Genomic DNA, 22871 nt, shown 5'->3' with positions numbered 1-22871 from the left:
CAATGAGCCCTGGAAGATCTGAGTGATCTTCATACTGATTGGGTGAGCAAGGTGATCCCCAGGTCAGGCACCGATGCGCATTCCTAGAAATGCTCCAGTGCTTCTTGTGGCTGGTGTCCTGACGCTGGCAGCTGCCCTATTGGCATCTTGTTCGGCATCGCTTTGTCGACCTTGGTGGGCATTGGAACGCAATCTTGAGGGTCAGCTCGTCAGGATTCGTGGGCCTCGGCTGGCCTCGCCAGAGATCGTGCAGGTGGTGATCGACGACGCAACCCTCGCGGAGGGTCTCTGGTTTGAGCAGCAGGAGCAGATACCATTCTGGGCCGTGGGAATGGGAAGCCTGCCCTGGCCAAGAGCGCGCTACGGCGACCTTTTGGAGCCTTTGATAGCGGCTGGTGCTGATGTGGTGGTCTTGAATGTGGTCTTCGCTGGAGAGAGTGTCTTCGGGCCAGCAGACGACAAGGCTTTTATCGCAGCCCTCGAGCCGCATCAGCAGCACCTTGTACTGGCGGCAGAAATGGTTGAGGCAGAAGATCAACTCGGCGCCGGTGCAATTTCGCTCTTGCGTCCTGATGCTGTGGACGCCGCTGAACTCGACAAACTCTCGCTGGGCTTGAGCAATCTCTTTCCCCCTGAGCATGGAGCTCGGTTTTTGCAACCAGAGTTTTATGCCACCACGTTGGAACAACCGCTCGGTCATGAGGCGTTGCATTCTTTGCCAGTTGCTGCATTGGAGCAGGCAGGCCGCTCGCTCGAGTTGGACCTTGATGGCCAGACTCTTAACTTCTATGGCCCTGAGCCCGAGCCCATCGGGATGGATGGATCCTGCTCAACCCTTGGTCACGGGTTTTTGCGAATGTCGGCAAAGAATGTGATCAATCCGCGGCAATGGGCGGTGCATCCCTGTCGTGAGCGGGTTGATGGGGCTGTCGTTTTGGTGGGTGTTGTTGTCTCTGGTGGTGGAAGCGCGTTAAGCGATTTGCCATCACCCTTCGGTGATCTTTCGGGAATGGAGTTGCTTGCCACCTCCACTGGCAATGCTTTGACAGGCGATGGACTGCGGGCCTGGCCCCAGTCACTTCCGCAGAGAGGTGCTTTTGTTGGCCTTGTTGTTCTACTCACACTTTTACTGGCTTTTTATCGCACCGATTTGGGTTGGCGACTTGGCGTGCTTTTTGCATGCGCAGGTCTGTGGTTTGTCCTTGGCTATGGGCTGATGCAGCATCGTCATGTCTGGATTCCCGTGCTTACACCTCCTGTCGCATTGGTGGTTGGTGCTTTGCTCTATGGAGGTGAGGCTTATCGACGTATGTCGATCAAACGGCGCTTGACGCGTCGCTGGCTGGAACGTTGTGTGGACCCCTCCGTTGTAGGCCCCATGCTCAGCGACCCGAGTGATATGGAGGCTTTGTTTGATGGCCAGCTCAAATCTGTCAGTGTGTTGTTTGCGGATCTGCAAGGGTTCACTGCTCTGACTAGACAGCGCAGTGAGCAGGGTCGAGTTCGTGTTCATCTTGAGCAGCTCAATCATTATCTTGATGAGATGCGTTCGGTGGTATGGGACCACCATGGATTCCTCGACAAGTTTATTGGCGATGCCGTGATGGCCGTGTTTGGTTTGCCCGATGGTCGTGGGGAATCGACGGAAGCGCAATCCGCTATTTGTTGTGCTATGGCGATGCGTGAGAGGCTTGTTCACATGAATCGTCTCTGGCAGTCGGAGGGAGTGGAGCCTCTGGTTAATGGGATTGGTATCGCTAGCGGCATCGTCTTGGCTGGTGGTATTGGTGGTCGCAAGCTTGGGGGGCTTTCCGTGATCGGAGACACCGTCAACCTTGCTAGCCGCCTAGAGGGATTGACCCGCAGCCTGGATCAATCTATTCTTTTCGACCAGCGCACCTCAGAATTGGCGGGAGAGGGTTTTGCTATCCGATCTTTGGGGATGCAAGAGCTAAAGGGGATTGGGCGCCTTGAGGTTTATAGCCTTTCTGAGAGAGGGTGATGGGTTGTCAAATCATTGATTAGGCCACTTCCGCTAACAGCTTCTGGTAGGGAGAATTAGTGACGGTAGCCATGTCTTCATGGCGACCTTGTTGGACCACTTGACCATGCTCGAGCACTAAGATTAGGTCAGCATCACGGATGGTACTGAGGCGGTGGGCCACGATGATTTGGGTGCATCCACGACGTCGGAAGGCCTCGTCCACCAAGCGCTCTGTTTCGCTATCGAGTGCTGAGGTGGCTTCATCGAGGATCAGGATGCTGGGGTTTTGAACCAGGGCACGAGCAATGTCGAGCCGTTGTCGTTGACCGCCTGAAAGGTTGCGACCTCCTTCGCTAAGTACGGTTTCAAAGCCATCAGGCAGGCCGAGAACGGTGTCGAGTATTTGGGCATCTGCACATGCCTGCCTAAGGTCTTTGTCTGGAAGGCTGTGATTCCAGAGATTGAGGTTCTCACGAACATTGCATCCATAGAGTTGTACATCTTGTTGAACCATCGCAAGTGAGCTGACGCTGATGGCTCGTGGTATTTCGTTCAGCGGAATACCGTCGTAGAGGATTTGTCCTGAGGAAGGTTGATAGAGACCGGCAAGCAGTTTGGCGATTGTGCTTTTACCAGAGCCACTGCCTCCGACAAAAGCAATCTTTTGGCCGTGTTGGATGGATAGACGTAGTCCATTGATGAGAGGGGGGTTAAGCGGCATGTAGCCGAAGTAGAGGTCTTGAATTTCGATGGCACCTGATAGGCGTTCCCTGTCGCTATTCCAGTCCTGAATTTTTGGTGCGTCGATTAGTAATGGGTCTCGAGGTTGTTCAAGAACATCTTCCAGGCGAAGTACTTCAGCTTCCAAGTCGGGCAGGCTCTGCACGAAGCCAATCACGTTTTCGATTTCCGCTTTTAGGTTGCTGGCAATGGTTTGGGCTGCCAGGAGCATTCCTAGAGTGAGCTGGCCTTGAATCACCAGGAAAAATCCAACTAACAAAATTGCGACCTCGTTCAAGGTGGTCATGGCGCTGGGGATCACCCTGATCCGTGCGTTGAGAAGTTGGAGCTTTTGCACAGTGTTGAGGAGTCGGCTCTGGTAACCCGCGTAGCGTCTAAAGATGTCGCTTTCTACGGCTGCTGCTTTTACGGTGTCGATATTTTGCAAGGCGCTGACCACGACTGCGCCAGCTTTGGCCCCATCTTTTTGGAGCTGTTGACTAGAGTCTTGTTGTACTCGAAGGTTGATGGCTACAACGAGGGCGTTGATCCCAGTAGTCACGCCTACTAGCAGTCCTAGAATTGGGCTGTAGAGCAAAGTCAAGACCAGATAAAACACCAGCAGAACAATGCCGGTGAGCATGGGGATCAGTTCTCCGCCGATGAATTCAGCAATTCGGGCATTACTAGAAACCCTGCTGGCTATATCTGATGCATAGCGTTGGGCGTAATAACGCTCTGGTAAGGCCAGAACCTGGTGCTCAAATTGTGCAGCAAAGCGTCGGGTTAGTCGCCTCTCCAGGGCGCGTGTTCCGATGAGCTGAAGATGCTGCAGCACCACTTGCAGGCTGATGGTGAGGGCCATGCCCCACAACATTGGCTTTAACCACGTTTGGATTTGATTGCCGATAATCTCATCCATATAGATCTGGGCAAAGATCGGCATCACCAGCTGGGGCAGGATCAGCAGCAGACCAGCTAGCAGAATGAAAAGGGCTCCTTTGGGTTCAAGGCTTAAGCGCCGCCAAACCACTGGCCAGACTGATGGTGCCTTTCCGCCTTTTTGAAAGTTTGGACCTGGCTCCAGCGTTAGGACAATGCCGGTGTAACTGGTATCGAATTCTTCGCGACTGACAGTTCGAGGACCGAGAGCTGGATCATTGAGGGCCACCCGATTACCAATGAAACCTTCGAGGATGAGGAAATGGTTGAATTCCCAAAACACGATGACTGGTGGCTGGATTTGTTCTAAAGCCAGCAATCCTTTTTTGAATCCTTTTGCTTTGAGGCCTAGGCTTTCGGCCGCAAGTAATAAATTGGCCGCATCACTGCCGTCGCGTGAGACGCCACAAAGTTCGCGCAGTTGGGTCAGCGGTACATAACGGCCGTAGTACTGGAGGATGATGCTGAGGGAGGCTGCCCCGCATTCCGTGTTTTCCAATTGCAGCAATGTTGGGGTACGTACCCACTGCTTGCTGAGACGAGCTTGGATGCGGATCCAGAGTTGACGACAGAAAGGCTGCAGGTTCATGTCTTATATCCCTCAGTAGATCCCACTGAGATTTCTCAATAGAGGGATCACATAGCTGATTGGTCGCCTTTGCTCTACAAGCACTCTCAGCGTTGTTGGTGTGCCTGCTGTGAGCTGTAGGTCTGGTCCTTTGCTGCCGCCCCAGTCATAACCGCTAGGTGTTGTTGGGTCTTTGGCTAAGGACGTGGCGACTTCGATCAGTGGACCTTCGTCTTCGGTATTTATGGCCTTGAACAGTGATTCTTTGTTGTAGAGCCGATTGATGACGGCCTCTTTGCTGACTGGTAAACGACGCACTTTGAGGATTTCAGCTTCGATGCCACCATGGCGTTGTGCTTTGGTCGTTGTTGGTGTCACGCGAACTGGTTGACCGATACGAAGGCGTTTACCATCTTTTGCTGGGAAGAAGGCCAGGCTTTGAAGCGTATTGGCGTCTTTGTCTCGCTCAAGTTCAAACAGTGTGACGCCTGGTTGCACCACTTGCCCTAATTGGACATGGCGGTCGGTGACACAGCCTGCTTGAGGTGCTTTCACGGTTGCTGTTCGTGCAATTTGTTGTTCTAGGGCAACAATTTCGCTTTGTTTCTGAATAATTAATTGTTCACGTTGGTTGTTACTTGTCTCTAGGTTGTATAACAGCTCAGAGAGTCGTTGGACTCTTTGATCCCATTCGACTTGACTCACCGCATTCTTTTGAAATGCCAATTTCCAGCGTGCTGTGCTTTTCCTGAGCTCATCTTCCCGTTGGATAGCAATGAGGTCTAAACTTGCATCATTGGCGATTAGAATCTCAAGCTGGTTGTTTGCTTTTTGTTGTTCTAGCTCTAATTGCACTGGGTCAATGACGGCAAGAGGTGTTCCTTGCTTGATGCAATCCCCCACATTAACCTTGAATTCTTTGAGGCGGCCATTAATTTCGCTTTGAACCCACTGTAAGTTTTCTGTTCTAACTAAGACGCCACGTCCTTCGATTCTTACGGGTAAACGGCCAAATATTGACCACAGCAGAATGCTCAGACTGAACCCCAATAGTGAGATCAGTAAAAGCCAGTAACTTGGTCTGAGCAATTCAAGAGGCTGGTCTAGTTGTTCAGGGCTGGATAATGCATCTAGAGCATTTTTTCGAAACAGGCTCATGCAACCTGCCTCTCCATTAAGCGGGCAAATAGCCCAGCTTCATTCATCAGACTTTCGAATGTGCCTTGTTGCTGGACTTGACCTTTCTCCAGCACAATAATGCGATCGGCGTGGCGAATTGTGCTCAGTCGATGGGCGATGACCAAACGTGTGATGCTTAGTGTTTCAAGGCTGCGACTCACAATTCCTTGGGTGTGATTGTCCAGGGCGCTTGTGGCTTCATCAAAGATTAGAATTTGAGGTTTCCGCACCAAGGCTCGGGCGATCGCAATTCGTTGGCGTTGGCCACCTGAGAGGGTCCCCCCTCCCTCAGAAACAATGGTTTGTAGTCCCATTGGCATTTCGCGGATGTCGTCTGCCAGGCCTGCCATCTCAGCAGCAGCCCAGGCGTCCTCTTGATTGATCAGGCATCCTCCGGCGATAGCCTCCATCAGGCTGCCGCTGAATAGGCTATTGCTTTGTAGCACTGTGCCAATTTGACGCCGCAAGCTTTCGATGCGTAAGCCATTAAGCGGCTGATTGTCATATCTGATTTCTCCGTTTTCAGGCTTGCCAAATCCCAGCAGCATGCGCACGATTGTTGATTTGCCTGATCCTGAAGGACCTACCAGAGCGATGAATTCCCCTGGGTTTGCATTCAGGCTTACGTTATCTAGAACCAGGGGCAGATCTGGGGCATAGCGATAACTCACGCGGTCGAGCTTGATGGCTCCACGCAGCTCTGCTGGTTCGATGGCTTCATCGAAAACTTCTGGTGTGGTTGTCAGTAAAGGCTTTGCTCGTTCATAGAGGACAGGCATATCGAAGGCTGCAACTGCAAGCCCAGCGAAGCTGGCCATGCCTCCCACAAATGTTCCGAAGGCTGAGAAAAACCCAAGTAACTGGCCAGCGTTGGGTGCATTGAGTGCAGGGGTCATCGCGGCATCAGCAATCAGTTTTGTGATCACGATGTAAAGCAGCAGGTTGCCAAGGTTTGGCATCACACCCTGCAGGAGTGCGGCAGTTGCTTCTTTGATATCCAGAGCATTTTCTAGAACCACGACGCGTTGGAAGTGTTCTCCCCACCAGCGGGCGGCCGCAGCTTCAGCTCCTGCTAGACGCAGTTTCGATACGGAGCTGATGAGCTCAAGATTGCGACTTTGGGCTTGGCCTTCGATCTCCTCCTGTTGGCGTTTTAGAGGGCGAGTTTGCAGACCGATCAATGCTGTCGGCAGAAGCACCATCATGGAGATGACTAGCGCCAGCAATGTCAACTTGACGCTGATCCTCAACATGAACAGCACATAAATACTGGTGAGCACTACCTTGATCAGCCCCCCTTCCAAGAGGTTTTGGATTTGGCTGCGCAATTGCTCTAGTGCATTAAAGCGGAGTTGAAGGTCGCCGATGTTGTATTGACGGAAGAAATCCGTCGGCAGACTTAGCAAGTGCTTAATACTGGCCAGCTGGAACTTTGTCCCCCCTTTTTGTTGGGTGATTTGGAAAGACCTGCTTTGGATCCATTCCAATGCCACTCGTGTGATACCAGCAGCGATAAGAATTAGGCCTATTTGCAGCAATAGAAGAAGGTCTCTGTCGGGCAACGCCGAGTTTGTAATCACGGTGTTGAACGTGGGGGTCAGCAAGCTCAGAAGAGTTGCCAAAAACATCACGCCAACGCCGATACGGAAGCCGCCGGTGAGTAGTCCGAGGCATGCCCCAGCTGCCAATCCGGTGACCCCCATTCCGAAGATCCAGCGAGCAGCACCGACCTCTCGCCCAATAGCGAGTAAGAAACCTAATGTGATTCCCAAGAGCAGACCAGTGATTACAAATCTGGCGAGATTGTTTGGTTGTCCATAGGTAAAACGCAAAAGCCCCAAGGTGGTTAGATCCTTGGTTTGGAATTTGGGGCTGATGGCCATCACCCTTGGATTTAGTTCTTCAAGTAGTTGGCTTGCTTGGGAGAGTGGTATCGGCTTTGCCATTCGCTCGGGAGCCCAGACGCGATAGCCGTTGGCAGTGGAATGAAGGACAATTGGGCTTGTAGGCGTCTGCTCGAGAAAACCGATGAGGTCCCCGCAATCTTTCTCCAGCAGGTTGTCGTTGAGCAGTACATCCCGTCCGATTAAACCTGCCGATTCCAGAATCAGCAGTAACCTTGAGCGCGGGTCAGGCGTGTTTCGAATTGGTGCCTTCGCTGATGTTGAGCCTTGTTGGGCCAGGGTCGCGACGCAGGCCAGAAGAGGATCTTGACGAACAGTTTCTTGTAGGTGCTGCTGTGGCTGGCTCTGGCTAGCTTGACTAGCTGCCTCAAGACTGCGGAATAGATGCTCTTCGCTTTGTTGGCTCAGGGGCTCATGACTGTGTTGTCTTAAGTGGTGTTGCTCCCAGGCTTGTTGATGGTGGGCTGCCAGAAGTTTGCTAGAGCAACTTTGCTGGAGTTTGTTTTCTCAGGACGATGGTTAAGTTTCTCCCATAGCAACGCTTGCAGAATTTCCAGTCCTTCTTGTTGTTCTGGATCAGAGCTGTTCAGCGACGTCAACACACTGGTAGTGATTGCTTTGATGCGAAGTTGGCTGGTGCTATTGAGACCATCAATAGGTAAGCCAGGCAGGATTGCGCCTTCATTCAGGCTCAGCAGGCCAAGTCTTGAGTGAAGGGATCCTTCCTTAGAGCGTTGCTCAAGGATCAGTCTTATCTCTCCCTCAGTAACCTTCAAAGGGTTAGAGGGCCATGGTTGCTCTTCACCGGGTAGCAGTTTCAAGACATCAGCCCTCCTTGTCCTGAAATTGTCTGCACAGCCAGTCAAAACGCAACCCGGCTGAACTGATGGCCGATAGTTGATCAAGACCAAGCTGTTCGTTGTCGATGAGTTCCTCGGCTATGCGGCTTGCTTCAGCAAATCCACGGCTGAGGAGTTGATCACGGCTGCGTTGGGAGAGCATGCGTGCGATGCCTTTGTAGAAACGCTTAGCCAGCCTTGGATCTGCGTTGAGGGTCATGCTGAGTTCCTCTTTGTCGAGCACCAGTAGCTCTAGGCCTGTGACTGTGTCCACATTGGCGGTGGCTCCGGCTGCTTGAGGGTTGAGCATTGTGAGCTCACCGAGTAGTTCACCGCGTCGAGAGCTGCCTACCGATTGCCAGCTTCCGTTTTCAGTGATACTGATCCTGGCCTCTCCAGCGAGCAGCAGATAGAGGCCAGGCACATTATCTCCCTCTTGAAGGAGAACGTCTCCAGCGACAAGACGTTTGAATTTACCGGACCTGGCGATCCAGGCCACATCCTTCTCTTCGAGTTCTGCGAATAGCACCAGAACTTTGCGGAGGGGTTCCTGGTCAGTCCCGGCAATACGATGAACCCATATGTTTTGGCCTTGCACTTGGAGGGCCAGTTTTTCAGCGATGAGGCGATAGAGGAGATGGCAAATGAAAGCCTCAGATTGATTGATTGACTCCAGAGCCTCTCTAGGGATTTGGAGCAGACGACTTCCTGGACCAGCATCAATGCTTGCCACTGCTGGACGTTCTTCCAGCCAGCTCATCTCTCCCACCAGGTTGCCTACTTTTAGGCTGGCGAGTGACAAGCTTCCACCATCAGCTTGCTTGGTGCAAACCGTGATTGCTCCTGACTCAACTACAAACAAGCCGTCCGGAGTGCTGCCTTCTTCGATCAGACGACAGGAGGTTGTGATTTCCCTTACGACAGAGACATCACGAATCCAGGCCAGCAGCTTGGAATCTGCCTTTTCAAAGATGTTAAATGGCAAGACATTTCCAGTCACAATTTCATTGTGCATTTGATTGGACCTTGTTTTGCCTGAAGGTGAGATTCAGATACTTTGCTTAAACTTTTGTCAAGCTCACAGCTCTTTTTGTGGCAAGTCAATGCTGCAAGTAGAAGCCTGAGAGGGGTAGTAGATTTTCAGAGCAGATAGTTTTCATTAACTGCTTCAGATGGGATGAGGTTAATGGTATTTTATCGCTCAATAAACTCTGCCCTGGTTGCCTTGGGACTCCCTTTGCTGGCAGATTGCGCTGTGATTCAGGCAGGTCAGATGTCATGATTCATGGACAAGTTGATTGTTGAGGCAAGCAGGTGTTTGCCTGTTGATGATTGGAGGCCTGAGTCTCGGCAGAAGTCTTGGTTTTCGAAAAGCAGTTTGATGTTGTGGTTTGGCTGAGCCTGTCGTAATGCTCATGCACTGGGACTGCATTCCGCCGCAATGACTCGCGTGATGATTGGCATCTTTCGGATGTTTTAATTCCATCGAATTTCGGTCTTTTTTGGAGAGTTTTCAGACAATTCGTATGAGCGAATTGGTCATTGTACTGGAGGTGAAATGTGGTTTCAGATTTATGACCTAGGTCTATGTCTTTGTAATATCAAGGGATCTCGCAAGCCCATCTGCTTGTTTTTTATGATTTTGCAGATAGGCCAGGAAAATGGCTTTGTATTGCTTATGTTAGCCGTCGGCATTCGCTAATGCTTGGATAATTTGCTGTGAATCAAGGGACCTTTGTGATCCGTTAATAGTATGACCTATTGCTTAGATTTCCTATGGTGTTGAAAATGATGCCTCGCTAGAATGGAAGCATCATTCTGCAGCTTTATGGTGTGGATTGAATTGCGATTCAACTCAAATTTCTGAAGTCAATTGACGAAGAGAAATTATTGTCATGGATCCATCGCTGCATGGTTTAATTGGCATATTTATGCCGTAAATCGATTCCACTGAAATGCTTCTAGTATCTGAATTTGTTCTGCGTTGATTCCCTTGCTGCTGATGCATGTTTCGATTAATTCAGCTGTGATGGCGGCGAGCAGCACTCCATTACGGTGATGTCCAGTTGCCAGCCAGAGGCCATCAACGGATGAGCGGCCAAGTAGTGGTCCTCCGTCAGGTGTGCAAGGTCGGAACCCCCACCAGCGCTCCATCGGTGGCCATTGGTTTGCCTGCGGTAGCAGTGAAGCAATGCCTGCTTGCAGTTGTCGTTGGCCAAAAGGGGTGAGGCCTTCTGTAAAGCCGGCATCTGGTTCGCTGGTGGCTCCCACCACGAGTAGCCCATCTTCACGAGGTACGAGGTAAGTGCCTGGGCCAAACACAATTCGTGTTAAGGCATTTCGTGGCCCTTGGAGCGAAAGCATTTGGCCTTTTACCGGGTAAATAGATAGCTCTGGGAGCAGTTGGGCGCTCCAGGCACCGCAGCAGAGCACAGCTTCTTTACTAGTAAGTGTGTGTAGCTCTCCTTCAGCGTTGCGTACGCGCACTCCCTTAAAGGTATTGCCATCTTGAAGGAGTTCTTGCACGTTCACCCCTTCCTGGAAGCGAACTCCAAGGCTCACGCAGGCTGTCTCCAGGGCCCGCATTAATTGCCTTCGGTTGTCAATTTGGCCATCTTGGCTGAAGAGCAAGCCGGCCTGCCAGTTAGGTCCAATGCCTGGTACTTCTCGCTCCAGGCCTGAACGATCGAGGGTCTCACCTAAGTAGGCGGTGGGATAGAGATCTCGCTGCGTAGCTGTGGCGAAGGGCACCACAATCCCGCATTGGCGCAGACCGCAACAGAGGCCGCTGTCGGTTTCGATTTGGTTCACCCAGGCTGGGATGAGATCCAGGCTTAATTGGCCTAGCCGTAGTTGCTCTCCGCTGAGGCCTTCAGCATGGGGTGCAAGCATGCCGGCCGCAACGAAGCCAGCGGCCTCATTGCGGCGTCTGCTGAGGACTTCTACTGCGCTGCCGCGCCGTGCCAATTTGTGGGCTAAAGCTAGGCCCATCAAGCCGCCTCCCAGGATCAGTACTGATTCAGTACGCATTGCTGCCATCGTCAATGCAAAGAACAGTCCAGATCAGTTCAGTGTTTCAGCCTGTTGACCCAACTGCGGCCATGTGAGGGAACCTTTCCATAGGATCAAGAACATATTTAGTGATTGGAGATCGGCAATGACATTGGCCACCAGCTCGGCTAACGGCGCATGGGAAGCCGTGATCGGTCTGGAGACCCACGTGCAGCTAGGCACCAATAGCAAAATCTTCACATGCGCTTCCACGACCTTTGGCGACGATCCCAACACCCACATCGACCCTGTTGTGTGTGGCCTGCCTGGCACGTTGCCGGTGCTGAATCAGATGGTGTTGGAGTACGCGGTCAAGGCGGCGATGGCACTCAACCTCAACATTGCTGAGCACAGCAAGTTTGATCGCAAACAGTATTTCTATCCCGATCTACCGAAGAACTATCAGATCTCTCAATTTGATGAGCCGATTGCAGAAGAAGGTTGGATTGAGGTGGAAGTTGCGGAGAAGGGGAAGGACACTTATCTCAAGCGTATTGGCATCGAGCGTCTCCATATGGAGGAGGATGCCGGCAAGCTCGTTCATGCTGGTAGCGATCGGCTCGCTGGCTCCACCCACTCCCTGGTGGATTACAACCGGGCTGGCGTTGCGTTAGCCGAAATTGTTAGCAAGCCTGATCTGCGCACTGGGCGTGAGGCGGCGGAATATGCCTCGGAGATTCGCAGGATCATGCGTTATCTAGGGGTATCTGATGGAAACATGCAGGAAGGTTCTTTGCGTTGTGATGTCAATATCTCCGTGCGCCAAGGAGCCGATGCTCCCTTTGGCACCAAGGTTGAGATCAAAAACATGAACTCGTTTTCGGCAATCCAGAAAGCTTGTGAGTACGAGATTCAGCGCCAGATCAAGGTCTATGAGGCCGGTGAAGCAGTGGTGCAGGAAACCCGCCTTTGGGATGAGGGCAAGCAACTCACCAAGAGCATGCGTTCGAAGGAAGGCAGCAGCGATTACCGCTATTTTCCGGACCCTGATCTAGGTCCGATTGAGGTGATGGCATCGGTACGTGAGGGTTGGCGAGATGAACTACCCGAGTTACCGGCAGCGAAGCGTCATCGCTATGCCGAAGAGTTTGGTTTGTCGGTGTATGACGCCAGGGTGCTTACTGATGAGTATCCGATGGCGGAATACTTCGAGGCGGCAGTGGCGGCAGGTGCCGAGGCGAAGGGAGTGGCGAATTGGATCCAAGGCGATCTTGCTGCTTACGTGAATGCCAATCGTATTTCTTATTCCACGTTGCCCTTTCGACCGGAGCAGTTGGCAGAGATGGTGCAACTGATCGACGGCGGCAAAATCAGCGGCAAGATCGCCAAGGAAATCTTGCCTGAGTTGCTGGAGAAGGGCGGCTCACCCGAGGCGATTGTTGATCAGCGTGGGCTTGGGATGATCAGTGATCCGGCGGCTATCACAACGATTGTGGAGGAATTGTTGGCCGTTCATCCTCAGGAAGTAGAGGCCTTCCGCGGCGGAAAGACCAAGCTGCAGAGTTTCTTTGTTGGTCAACTGATGAAAAAGACTGGCGGTAAAGCCGATCCCAAGCTCGCCAATCAGATTCTCAGCAAGAAGTTGAAGGGTTGATTCCCTTGGCAGCTTAATCAAAAGCTAGCAATAGTTCTTTTGTTAATGCGGTAGATCGAACTCATATAACTTGTTTGACTGATGAGAAATATATGCTATATGCAAATTTATGATTTGCATATCTATTATAAGCATCCGTTGATTGGTTCCTCTCAAGACTTTCTTAAAAGAAGTTGCTCGAAATAGTAAGAGGTCTCCTGATGGTATTGCTGGACGCCTAAAAACTTAAAGCAGTTTGACAAATCCCGAAGCTATCCAGTTGTTGAGCGATCTTGTATTCTTGCTGGCTTTGCTCAATGGATTGAATCTTTCACTCTAGAGTGCCTAAGAGTGATGAATTGCAAGCCTTTGCTTTAACGCTGCAAAGCTAAGAACAAGTACTGCAGTGAAATGATGATTAGCTGATTTAATGCTTTTAGGGAAATGGATTAGGGGGCGTCGTGAGATTGCGTACACCCCCCCCAAAAAAAAAATAAGGATAATAAGAGATTGGTAAATCTAATCAGTACCTCCATTCTGAGCAAAGATATCATCACAAACTTGCCCATTATTGGTCACGTTTTTATTGATACTCGCCTTGCAATCTTTCATTATGCGTTCGTTTACTATCTTTGCAGAATTGGTCGGATGTTTTTTCAGATACATATTCGTGATGTAGTGAGGGCTAACGTAATGCAGAGTATCACTATTATCATTGCGTGTATCATAGAAATCCCAGAGAATTGTTGATACTGTTGATTCGCTACCATTAAGACCTGACACATACGCACGTTGCGCTGCTGTCAATCCGAGATCATCTGCCCATTTACCTGAGTGCGACCCTGAGACACCTGTACAGTCTCTTCCATCAGTATCAAAGTTTATTGAATCAATCCAAGTATTTGCAATGTCTGGCCTGAAAGTATTCCTATATTTAGAAGAACCTCTGCTTCCCAGAGCTCGGGCCATTTCATAATTTGCCCACCCTTCTCTAATAATCATGCCCCTACCTTGCTTCCATCCTGTGGTCGTTAGATTTGGAGGGTAACAACCATAGAAACTATGAGAGCCTCCTAGACCAGCTGGACGCGGGATTCCTGCATCTAGGGTGTATTTGTTATCAACTTGATGAGCCAGTTCATGGCTCATGACGCCATGCCTAGTTGCATGCTCCGGGGCAATCCGAATTGGGCCACTAGAGCCGGCACAACTCCATGCTGGCCCAGGTTTGCATTCATCCGCCTCTGATGGAAATTTAACTCTGATTCGGTTGTTCCCGGTTCTAGCAGGATCTATGCCAGCATCCGTCATGCTGGTTTGGAAGGCCATTGCTTCATACCAAATATCAAAGACACCATCGTGTCTTACTGGTTGTTCCGTGACCCTTGCATTAGGGATGGTGTTGCGGGCTGCACTTTCCCAAATGTATAACTCACTATCCAATTGTCGGCCAATCTTGAGAAATGAGTTCTTTGGGAAGTAGCAAATTTTGTAGGATCTATTTGTATTTATCCTAAACTCAAAATTGCCATTACCATCTGCAGTAGTACTTGCAAGTGGAGGATTATGGGTGCAAGATTGATTAGCTTTAACGGCTTTGACCCCAACACCAACGGCCGGTAAATAAATATCGCTGTCATCATTTGTTCGAAAGACAAAGCGACCCTTATAGATTGCGTTTGCGGCTACTGCTTTAGGGGTAAATATTGTCAGGATTTGATCCAGTGCTTTTCCTAAATAGACCTGTGGATTCCCTATATTGGGTATCCAATTGATCAAACGTTGATTGTTCAAGGTTTCACTTGTTGGTCTATTTAAGGGGCTTCCTGGCCTCAGTCCTGGTGATTGACCTGGAGAGCTAGGCCGGCTAGAAGATCGACCACCTCCTTTGATGGCGTTACTGGCTTTACCAAAGGTGCGCCCTCCTTTAAGGAATCGCTTATAGCCCCTTACTCCTTTTTGGATGCGTGTATTGCTTGGCACTGCAATGGCGGCGGAACCTGGATCACCGAGGCCAAAGTCACCAGCCTTTACAGGCCTAAATTGACCATTCTTAACTTCAATGTTGACTAGCCCAGTCGAAACACCACCCATAGAGCTTGAATAAACAACACCTACGGCTGAAAACCCATTTCTCGCCTGAATCGACCCATTAATGGTAATGGATTTTTTTGTACCAGCTGTAAGCCTTATTTTCTGTGGTAAGGGTGTATTTGTAAGACGAATCGCTCTGGCTAAGGTGAGTGTAACGTCATACTTGGTATTGTTGTCAAATGTGATTCTACCTTCAAATCTCTTCTGAGAACCTGATTTTGGCAGACGAATCGAGATTAGTGGAGCTTCACTGTCTAGGTGGCTTACATGCTGTATTTCAGGATGCGTGGCTTTCTGATGTGCATTTGCTGGCTCTATTGGTAAGACTAATCCTGTGGTAGTTCCTATGGATGCTATTCCTATCGCTAAGAGCCTATGAAACCCTTTGCGTGAGAAGTTTGGCAATGTTTTTGGTGTGTACATGGGAGTTGAAAATTGGATGTTAAAGGATGTATTATCCTTCAATAATATTGTCAACTTGGATTGGCTACGTCTTGTTGGCTTTGCTCACACTGGTCTGTGAAGTTAATCACAAAAAACCTATTGATGAACCACGAACAGTTTTCCCTCGCAGGAAGTCTTGTGCTGAATTAGATAGTCCGTGGCCTCTCAGGCCTTGTTTGCCAAAACACTCAACCCTGCTTGCAACAAACGAATCAAAGCTTGTTGAGCTAACGGCGACTTGTTCTCCCATCTCTAGTATGTATAGAATTTAATGTATTTCTCAATGAGACGGATTGAGGGTACGTTGACTTCAAATAGCCATAGAAATTGTTTTCTATTATGAGATCAAGTTATTTTGTACTACCTTCTATTAAATCGGCAAAACCCTGACCAAGAAGATTTACAAGGTGAGCGCCAAGGGCGTCGCCTAGCTCTTTGACGGAACTAGATTCTGACTCGTCAGCATACTCTTGCTCTTCTTCCCAATTATGATTTCCAGTATTGTCATCAACATACTGATCTTCATGCCAGTTATCTTCTGCCAACTCACTTGCTAGTTCGTCCTGAGGACTTGTCTCGTTATCGAATGGGTCTTCACTGTTGACATCGAGGCTTCCTTCATGATTGATGTCGTCGCCATGAGCAGCTGGTAAACAGCTAATTTTGGAGTTAGTTAGATCTATGGCACTACGTGCCACGAGTTCATTGGACTCACGATCAAAGCAATCCCATGCAATTGATAATGCTTCGGCACTGAGCACATCACCAAGAGCAATCATGGAGGAGCTCAGTGTAAGAATGGTAATCAAAGGAAGGGTATTCGTCATGATTTTAGTGATGAATAGATTGTTGATATCGGCTTGTATCCAACTTCCTAGAATTCTTGCCAGTTCCTTGTGACCATGATGCAAGTTTGGCAGTGAGCTTGATCACACTGATATGCCAAGTAAAACTTTGTTTTTTGATAGGTGGTTTGGTTAGCAGATGGATGAGATCTGATCTCGCCATGCTCTAGGTGCCCCACTGTTATCGATCACTAAATCCGCTAAAGGCCGTTTCTGCTCCAGGGGCCATTGAGTGCTGATCCGTTGCTCTGCTTGTTTCAGCGTTAGGCCATCGCGAGCGATCAGCCTTTGGCATTGCTGGGCTGGGCTGCAGTCCACCAACCACACATCACTGCAAAGACCGCTGAGCTTCGCTTCAAATAACAGCGGAATCATTAGCACCACCACCGGCTCTGCTGACAGATCAGCCAAGGCCACATCAAAGCGCTTTGCAACGATGGGATGAATGAGCTGCTCTAACCACCGGCGCTCTTGCGCATCACTAAAAATAATGCTGGCCAGGGCTATGCGATCAATGCTTATCGGATTGAGTTGACCTGCTTCAGCTACAGCGTTTCCATATCGTTGCAGTACGGCCATTGTGGCAGCACTACCAGCGACTAGAGCGTCTCGGGCGTAGATATCGGCATCTAGCAGAGGAAGGGCATGTTGCTCTGAAAGGTAGAGCCCAACACTGCTTTTACCACTAGCGATGCCGCCGGTAACACCGATGCGTCGTTGCGGCCCATGCCAGCGTGCCTGTGGCACCGTAGTTGGGGGCTCGGTGGTCATGGCGTTGGTGGAGGATGTGTTTAGTTTGTCTCCTAAGGCCGTGAGCTCTGCGCTTGCTTCCCTTTGGCGCCCCATCCAAGGTGGTGTATCGGCACCTTTGGGTTTTCAGGCTGCAGGGATAACGGCTGGATTGAAGGACTCTGGTAAGCCGGATCTGGCGTTGCTGCTAGCTCCAGAAGGTGCTGTTTGTGCAGGGATGTTCACCACGTCATTGGTGCGTGCAGCTTGTGTTGATCTTTGTGTGGATCATTTGCAGGCTTGTGGTGGTAAGGCACGGGCTGTGTTGATTAATTCTGGCCAGGCGAATGCTTGCACCGGTGAACGCGGTTGGCTCGATAGTCTTCGAGCAAGCCAGGCATTAGCCGGTCGACTTGAGCTACCAGTTGAGCAGGTTTTGATTTGTTCAACCGGTGTGATTGGTGTACCTATCCCCATGGATACCTTGCTTGCAGGGTTGGATCCCCTTGTGGAAGCACTCAGCGATGAGGGTGGTGCTGAGGCGGCCGGCGCAATTCTGACGACCGATTTAGTCGAGAAGCAGTTTGCGCTCGAAGCTGAATTAGGTGGTCGTTCTGTTCGCATCGGCGGCATGGCCAAGGGATCTGGGATGATCCATCCTGATATGGCAACGATGCTGGGCTATTTAAGTTGTGATGTCGGTGTTGAAGTAGACGCATGGCAAGCGATGCTGAAGCGGGTTGTTGATTGCTCCTTTAATGCGATGACTGTGGATGGTGATACCAGCACCAATGACTCTTGTCTGGCTTTTGCTGCTGGGGAACTTCTAGAGCAAGAACATCTGCAGGCTTTAGAGGCTGGCCTTTTAGTGGCTGCCCAGCAGCTCGCCAAGGCCATCGCTCGTGATGGTGAAGGTGCAACCTGTTTACTTGAGGTTCAGGTAGAGGGTGTTGTTGGCGATGTTGAGGCTCGCCGTATTGCACGTACTGTTTGCGGCTCCTCTTTAGTGAAAACGGCCGTCCATGGTCGTGATCCCAACTGGGGGCGAATCGTTGCAGCTGCAGGGTGTGCTGGTGTGCCTTTTGATCCTGCAGCAGTAGCCCTTTGGTTGGGCCCTCATCAGTTAATGGAATTCGGCGAACCCTTGCCTTTTGATCGGCTAGCTGCATCTCGCTATATGCAAGAGCGGGTTGATGGGAGTTATTTATGTGATGACACAGTTCAGATTCGTTTGGTTGTGGGTGATGGATCGGGCGATGGCATGGCTTGGGGCTGCGACCTCTCAGATCAATACGTGCGCATCAATGCCGATTACACTACGTAGTATAAAAAGCTAGTGCTAGCAGTAGATTGCAGCGATCACTTTCTTCTGTTAGCGCAATGTTAGCACTTGTAAAAGACGTAGTGCTCATTGGTTCCTTTGCTCTGGTGGGCACGACTCAACGCACCTTGTTTGCTCTAACAGATCACGTCTCAAAGAAATAGCCGTGCGTTGCAGAGGGACTATGGGGACAATGAGGCCCGTTTCCGATCGTTAAATGGCGTGAAAGATTTGTGTGATTTTTCTCTCTGTCTCCTGCTGACTGCTAAATATAAAAAATAAACCTAAAATTAAATGTCAGAAGAACAACTCAAAGCATTCATTGCCAAGGTTCAAGCCGACAGCTCACTGCAGGAACAACTCAAAGCAGAAGGAGCTGATGTTGTTGCTATTGCAAAGGCTGCAGGGTTTTCGATCACCACAGAAGATTGGGACCAGAGACCCGTAAGAACCTTGTCAGACGAGGAGCTGGAGGGCGCAGCCGGAGGGTGCTGCATCACCGGGGAGTCACCAGGAAGTGCACCAACTAACGACTACAAGTGCACCAAAGGCCGGGGACCAGGAGGCTGCTACTGACTACTGAAGTAGTTGCCGAGCCTACACACCCGCGAAAGCCCCTGCATTGACAGGGGTTTTTTATTGCTTCAATGGTCTGACTGACCCCATAAATCAGCATTCAATACCTGGCACCATCACCAACTAAACACTCAAGACTTTCACCCGCCAAGTCGCCTAATTAATCCATAAAAAATGCAAGGCAGAACAAATAAAGCCTCAGCATTCTGTTGTCCTACTTCTACCCTTATTCCCTCAACCAAGCTGCCAAAACCTTCGCTCCCTATCACCATCACGGATGCCATTCGCCCGTCTAAATCTCACCGCAACCTGATGCCACTCCTCTGGGATTTGATTGAGCCGAACATCAAACGCAAATGGGAGTTGCTGCTGTCCTGGCGAGACCCGTTTCTTCTTGCTTCTGTTGCTCCTGCTGCGAGGTAGTGCTGGGAAATCCTTGGCGATGGAAGTGGTGGCTATGGGCGTGGCTGGAGCAACAACCTTCTTCGCCCAAGTCTGACAAGGCTGCTTGGAGGAGGGACAATGAAATGAACAAAGCCCTTTCTCTCTGATGTCAGAAGAACAACTCAAAGCATTCATCGCCAAGGTTCAGGCCGATCCTTCACTGCAGGAACAGCTCAAGGCTGAGGGTGCTGACACTGTTGCTATTGCCAAAGCTGCAGGCTTCTCGATCACCACAGAAGACTTAAAAGAGCATCGCCAAACCCTGTCTGATGATGAGCTGGAGAGTGTAGCCGGGGGCGGGAATGATACTGTTATTACGAAAGAATACAGTTGTTATGTAACCTCGGACAAGGGCTGTTGTTAAACTTTTCTACCACGCTTGCACAGGCATTAGCAGGGGCTTTGATTTCTTCAACGACTTCACTATTCGCTTAAAACGGCATCCGACAATTGCCAACCTATACTTACAAATAACAATCAATTTCTAAACCAAATGTCAGAAGAGCAACTCAAGGCATTCCTTGAAAAAGTCAAAGCTGACACCAGCCTTAAGGAGAAACTAAAAGCAGCAAAGTCACCTGAAGATGTTGTAGGCATTGCTAAAGAACATGGTCATGAATTCACTGCTGATAAGATTAGCCAGCTCAGTGAAGAGGAGCTGGAAGGAGTGGCGGGCGGCATGCAAGCTGGCAGCTGTAACTGGATATGCTTTGTGAATGGAGTATATATTAATGATGGGCGAATGGCTAACAAAGCAATATAAGACAGAAAGATTAGAGAAACGAATCTGCCTGATAAGGCTACATACTCAACCCCTTGCAATGGCAGGGATGTTTATTTCTTTAACCACCTCAATATTGGCTTAAAACGGCATCCGATACCTGGCACTTTAAACTTACAAACAACAACCAATCTCTAAACTAATGAGCGAAGAACAACTCAAGGCATTCCTTGCCAAGGTTCAGGCAGACGCCTCTTTGCAGGAACAGCTCAAAGCAGAAGGTGCTGATGTTGTTGCTATTGCAAAGGCTGCTGGGTTCTCGATTACAACAGAAGACCTAAACTCTCATCGCCAAATTGAAATGACTGATGATGAGCTGGAAGGTGTGGCTGGTGGGGGGTGTGGGCTGGGTGCGAGAAGAGAGACGGCTCAGTGTTGGTTGAGCCATTAGCCAGGTGCCATACTACTGCTAAAAGCCTACACACTCAAAGCCCTCAGGGGGCTTTTTATTTCTTCAACGACTTCCATATTCACTTAAAACGGCATCCGATACCTGGCACCATTGACTATTAGACACTAAGTTGATATCAAACTGTATCTCGAACCATTTAATATCGCCTTGCCTCTTCACATCTCTAAGTTATATTGATAACAATAGTCGCTAACAAAGGGCGATGATATAATCATAAAAGCCACTAAAAACAAGTGTCAGAAGAACAGCTCAAGGCATTCATTGCCAAAGTTCAAGGCGATACTTCACTGCAGGAACAGCTCAAAGCAGAAGGAGCTGATGTTGTTGCTATTGCAAAGGCTGCTGGGTTCGCAATTACAGAGGCCGAGGTCAAGGCTTATCAAACTAGGAATCTAAGTGATGAAGAGCTTGACGAGGTGGCTGGTGGTGCGCCATGCCGGCCATTCACTGATCCTATATACTGTTGGAGAAAAGGTGAACAAACTATAATTGGTCGTGGTCGTTCGTGCCTATACCCTGAATAGTAGTAAAGCCTTGAACCCTAAAAAAAAAGCCTACACACTCAAAGCCCTCAAGGGGCTTTTTATTTCTTCAATGACTTCTATATTCGCTTAAAACGGCATCCGATACTGGCACAAACTTGATCAATTGAAACTAACCAATCCTTACATTATTCAACCAGTCCAACATCTCCTGCTTTTGCTTTTTAAGTTCAGCTGAAGAAGACTTATCAGGTTTAGATGCTGGTTTAGCTGTAGGCTTTGCTGTTGGTTTCTTGTAAGGTGCTTCTAAGCGGTTAGGCTTGGGTGAAGCTTTAACAGCTTTCTTAATGTTCTGCCTTGGTATCTGATCAATTGGTTTATTGATGCTTAGCTTCTGTACGGCTTGAAGCTCCTTTTGCTGTAGCTGTTCTATTTCAGGTATGAGTAGTTGTTGAACTTTGAGTTGTTGTCTTGCGTTGGGTTGGGCTTGCTTGGGGCGTAATGATTGAGTAGGCATGTATTGATCAGTTTAAGCAGTTAAGGAAGTTGTATTAAAGATGGAGGTTCACTCGCTCGCTTTGCTCGCTCGTTCACCGCACGATCAGCAATAGGGAGCTAAAGAGCGGTTGTTTCTTGCGTAAATAGTGTGTGGTCCTTATGAGCAGAGCAACCTCTCAAGCCTGTTCATTAGATGAGTGTGATGTAGGTAGAGGTGCTTGATTGTCTCTGTGTCTTTCTCTTCTTGTGCTTCTAACAGCATCTTCTCGTAGATGCCGACTTTGCTGAGCATGGAGCGGCAAAGCTTTTCTTTGGCTGTCGTGAGTGTGGTCATGGTGTTGGTATGTCTATGTTTTCTTTCCTCTTAGAGTAGGGGGGTAGGTGTCTTTTTCTAGTGCTTGCAAGGGTTTTCAGTCAAGAGCATCAAAGAAGCGCCTGATGATTAGCTCTTCTGGTGTGAGGCTCTCTCGAGGTTGTTGAGGAATCAGCTGTACGGGAGTAGTCGTTGGTTGATTTGCTTTGTCTTGAGTCTCTTCTCTAATCCCCTTGAGCCATTCATCGAGCATCTCATCTGTCATTTCAGGTTCTAAGGCTTCTGCTTGTTTTCGTTGTTGCTCTTGTTGCCAGATCTCAGTTGCGAGCTGCTCATCCCAAATCTGGTAAGAGATCATGATTCGGAAGATCTCCTCTTCTTTTTGATCTAGAGCTTCTGTGTCTTTGAAGTCATTGATGATCTGATCGATGAGTTCGTCTGCTTCTCGCTGCAGCATGGCGTCGATGGTTGTGAGCTGTGCTTGATTGCCAAGCTGCTGCATCATCAAACCTCGTTGCTCATAGAGCTGCTTGTCTTTTTCTTGGCCCAATGCTTCTGCTTTTTGGTAAGCAGCCTTGGCTGATGCTTTGAGCTTTGTGAGCTTGGATGGCTCGCCTTTGTGGGTTTGGCTCCATTGCTTAGCCAATGAATCTTGAGAGAGTTTGGGAGTGTCTTGCAGCTTGGTGATGGTTTCATCTTTGATGGCTTTAGCTAGCCAGATGATTGCAAGCCTGAGGATTTCTTTGTCTGTGAGTTCGAGTTGATCGGCCAAGCAGATTGCATGATGCTTTTCTGCTTTAGGAAGACTCACCCAGAGAGGCCTAGAGCGACCTGTATGGCCCTTGTTTGTTGTTGATGCTCTAGCGTATCTAGAGGCGCTTTGCAGGGCCCTAAAGCCGCTTCTGGAAGCCTCATGCAAGGCGATGCGAATGGCTTCCCTTTGATTGCATTGAAGAGAATTAGTAAGACCTTCTAGCATTTGCTCTTCTTGCGCAGATAGCATCGTTGTCATGCGTGCTGCACACTTTTGAGTGGATTGAATGATTGGATGCTTTGAAGAATCAAAGCGATGCTGCTTGATGGGAAAGAAGGACTTGGACTTTGATGTTGTATTGAACTTATTTTGCTTGCTTTGACCCATGAGTTCGTGTTGGTGATACGTGTTTTATTGT

22 protein-coding genes are annotated in these 22871 nt (G+C 49.5%); 10 read left to right on the top strand and 12 right to left on the bottom strand.

Translation table 11 applies throughout. The annotated features are described in order from the left end of the window. The first annotated feature begins 73 nt into the window (after positions 1-73). Positions 74-2002 (top strand): adenylate/guanylate cyclase domain-containing protein, encoded by a 1929-nt coding sequence (locus AKG35_RS11430; protein ID WP_011131510.1) that lies wholly within the window; start codon positions 74-76, stop codon positions 2000-2002. Positions 2003-2021: 19 nt separating this feature from the next. Here the strand turns inward: AKG35_RS11430 and AKG35_RS11425 are convergent, their stop codons facing one another. The 3 genes from AKG35_RS11425 to AKG35_RS11415 are packed head-to-tail and all read right to left on the bottom strand — an operon-like array spanning position 2022 to position 7339. Beyond that, entirely contained in the window at positions 2022-4235 is a 2214-nt protein-coding gene (locus tag AKG35_RS11425) for an NHLP family bacteriocin export ABC transporter peptidase/permease/ATPase subunit (protein ID WP_011131509.1), read from the bottom strand. Between the two features lie 12 nt (positions 4236-4247). Beyond that, entirely contained in the window at positions 4248-5372 is a 1125-nt protein-coding gene (locus AKG35_RS11420) for a biotin/lipoyl-binding protein (protein WP_011131508.1), read from the bottom strand. Continuing rightward, positions 5369-7339 (bottom strand): ATP-binding cassette domain-containing protein, encoded by a 1971-nt coding sequence (locus tag AKG35_RS11415; protein WP_011131507.1) that lies wholly within the window; start codon positions 7337-7339, stop codon positions 5369-5371. Before AKG35_RS11415 ends, AKG35_RS11420 begins: the two co-directional genes overlap by 4 nt. Positions 7340-7512: 173 nt before the next feature. Between AKG35_RS11415 and AKG35_RS13590 the strand changes: the two genes are divergently transcribed. Then, a complete protein-coding gene (locus AKG35_RS13590; protein ID WP_236069598.1) occupies positions 7513-7650 on the top strand; it encodes a hypothetical protein in 138 nt (45 codons plus the stop codon). A gap of 75 nt (positions 7651-7725) precedes the next feature. On the opposite strand, the gene AKG35_RS11410 is transcribed toward AKG35_RS13590, so the two are convergent. From AKG35_RS11410 to AKG35_RS11400, 3 genes are all read right to left on the bottom strand, one after another. Continuing rightward, a complete protein-coding gene (locus tag AKG35_RS11410; protein ID WP_011131506.1) occupies positions 7726-8118 on the bottom strand; it encodes a hypothetical protein in 393 nt (130 codons plus the stop codon). Positions 8119-8122: 4 nt separating this feature from the next. Further along, positions 8123-9151 (bottom strand): cyclic nucleotide-binding domain-containing protein, encoded by a 1029-nt coding sequence (locus AKG35_RS11405; protein ID WP_011131505.1) that lies wholly within the window; start codon positions 9149-9151, stop codon positions 8123-8125. Between the two features lie 914 nt (positions 9152-10065). Then, positions 10066-11175, bottom strand: coding sequence for an FAD-dependent oxidoreductase (locus AKG35_RS11400; RefSeq protein WP_041384764.1), 1110 nt, complete (start codon positions 11173-11175; stop codon positions 10066-10068). 118 nt (positions 11176-11293) lie between these two features. Between AKG35_RS11400 and gatB the strand changes: the two genes are divergently transcribed. Continuing rightward, entirely contained in the window at positions 11294-12781 is a 1488-nt protein-coding gene (gene gatB, locus AKG35_RS11395; RefSeq protein ID WP_011131503.1) for an Asp-tRNA(Asn)/Glu-tRNA(Gln) amidotransferase subunit GatB, read from the top strand. Positions 12782-13279: 498 nt separating this feature from the next. Here the strand turns inward: gatB and AKG35_RS11390 are convergent, their stop codons facing one another. The 3 genes from AKG35_RS11390 to coaE all read right to left on the bottom strand — a co-directional run bounded on the left by AKG35_RS11390 (position 13280) and on the right by coaE (position 16914). Further along, positions 13280-15277 (bottom strand): hypothetical protein, encoded by a 1998-nt coding sequence (locus AKG35_RS11390; RefSeq protein WP_011131502.1) that lies wholly within the window; start codon positions 15275-15277, stop codon positions 13280-13282. A 371-nt stretch (positions 15278-15648) separates the two neighbouring features. After that, positions 15649-16209: a hypothetical protein gene (locus tag AKG35_RS11385; RefSeq protein WP_041384762.1), complete on the bottom strand. Its 561-nt coding sequence runs from the start codon at positions 16207-16209 to the stop codon at positions 15649-15651. Positions 16210-16275: 66 nt separating this feature from the next. Continuing rightward, positions 16276-16914, bottom strand: a complete 639-nt coding sequence (gene coaE, locus AKG35_RS11380) for a dephospho-CoA kinase (RefSeq protein WP_052646201.1) — start codon at positions 16912-16914, stop codon at positions 16276-16278. On the opposite strand from coaE, the gene argJ reads away from it, so the two are divergent. From argJ to AKG35_RS11345, 7 genes are all read left to right on the top strand, one after another. Beyond that, entirely contained in the window at positions 16913-18196 is a 1284-nt protein-coding gene (gene argJ, locus AKG35_RS11375; RefSeq protein ID WP_011131499.1) for a bifunctional glutamate N-acetyltransferase/amino-acid acetyltransferase ArgJ, read from the top strand. The two genes, coaE and argJ, sit on opposite strands and share 2 nt — an antisense overlap. 291 nt (positions 18197-18487) lie before the next feature. Next, positions 18488-18769, top strand: a complete 282-nt coding sequence (locus AKG35_RS11370) for a Nif11-like leader peptide family natural product precursor (RefSeq protein WP_011131498.1) — start codon at positions 18488-18490, stop codon at positions 18767-18769. 334 nt (positions 18770-19103) lie between these two features. Then, a complete protein-coding gene (locus AKG35_RS13115; protein WP_157859902.1) occupies positions 19104-19268 on the top strand; it encodes a hypothetical protein in 165 nt (54 codons plus the stop codon). A 51-nt stretch (positions 19269-19319) separates the two neighbouring features. Continuing rightward, entirely contained in the window at positions 19320-19577 is a 258-nt protein-coding gene (locus tag AKG35_RS11360) for a Nif11-like leader peptide family natural product precursor (RefSeq protein ID WP_011131496.1), read from the top strand. Positions 19578-19706: 129 nt separating this feature from the next. Then, positions 19707-19976: a Nif11-like leader peptide family natural product precursor gene (locus AKG35_RS11355; RefSeq protein ID WP_011131495.1), complete on the top strand. Its 270-nt coding sequence runs from the start codon at positions 19707-19709 to the stop codon at positions 19974-19976. A 160-nt stretch (positions 19977-20136) separates the two neighbouring features. Further along, positions 20137-20385: a Nif11-like leader peptide family natural product precursor gene (locus tag AKG35_RS11350; protein WP_011131494.1), complete on the top strand. Its 249-nt coding sequence runs from the start codon at positions 20137-20139 to the stop codon at positions 20383-20385. Between the two features lie 254 nt (positions 20386-20639). Further along, entirely contained in the window at positions 20640-20930 is a 291-nt protein-coding gene (locus AKG35_RS11345; RefSeq protein WP_011131493.1) for a Nif11-like leader peptide family natural product precursor, read from the top strand. 130 nt (positions 20931-21060) lie between these two features. Here AKG35_RS11345 and AKG35_RS11340 read toward each other — a convergent pair whose 3' ends face one another. The 3 genes from AKG35_RS11340 to AKG35_RS11335 all read right to left on the bottom strand — a co-directional run bounded on the left by AKG35_RS11340 (position 21061) and on the right by AKG35_RS11335 (position 22711). Continuing rightward, positions 21061-21405 carry a hypothetical protein gene (locus AKG35_RS11340; RefSeq protein WP_011131492.1) on the bottom strand — a complete coding sequence of 115 codons (345 nt, stop codon included), beginning with the start codon at positions 21403-21405 and terminating at the stop codon, positions 21061-21063. Between the two features lie 138 nt (positions 21406-21543). After that, the gene (locus AKG35_RS13110; RefSeq protein WP_157859772.1) at positions 21544-21720 is read right to left on the bottom strand and encodes a hypothetical protein; all 177 of its coding nucleotides are present in this window, start codon (positions 21718-21720) and stop codon (positions 21544-21546) included. 76 nt (positions 21721-21796) lie between these two features. Next, the gene (locus AKG35_RS11335; protein WP_157859901.1) at positions 21797-22711 is read right to left on the bottom strand and encodes a hypothetical protein; all 915 of its coding nucleotides are present in this window, start codon (positions 22709-22711) and stop codon (positions 21797-21799) included. Positions 22712-22871 lie beyond the last annotated feature (160 nt).

It is taken from the genome of Prochlorococcus marinus str. MIT 9313, from assembly GCF_000011485.1.
GTDB classification, from domain to species: Bacteria; Cyanobacteriota; Cyanobacteriia; order PCC-6307; family Cyanobiaceae; genus Prochlorococcus; species Prochlorococcus marinus_D.
Note: the sequence above shows the minus strand (reverse complement) of the source record. Positions and strands in the feature narration are given on the sequence as shown.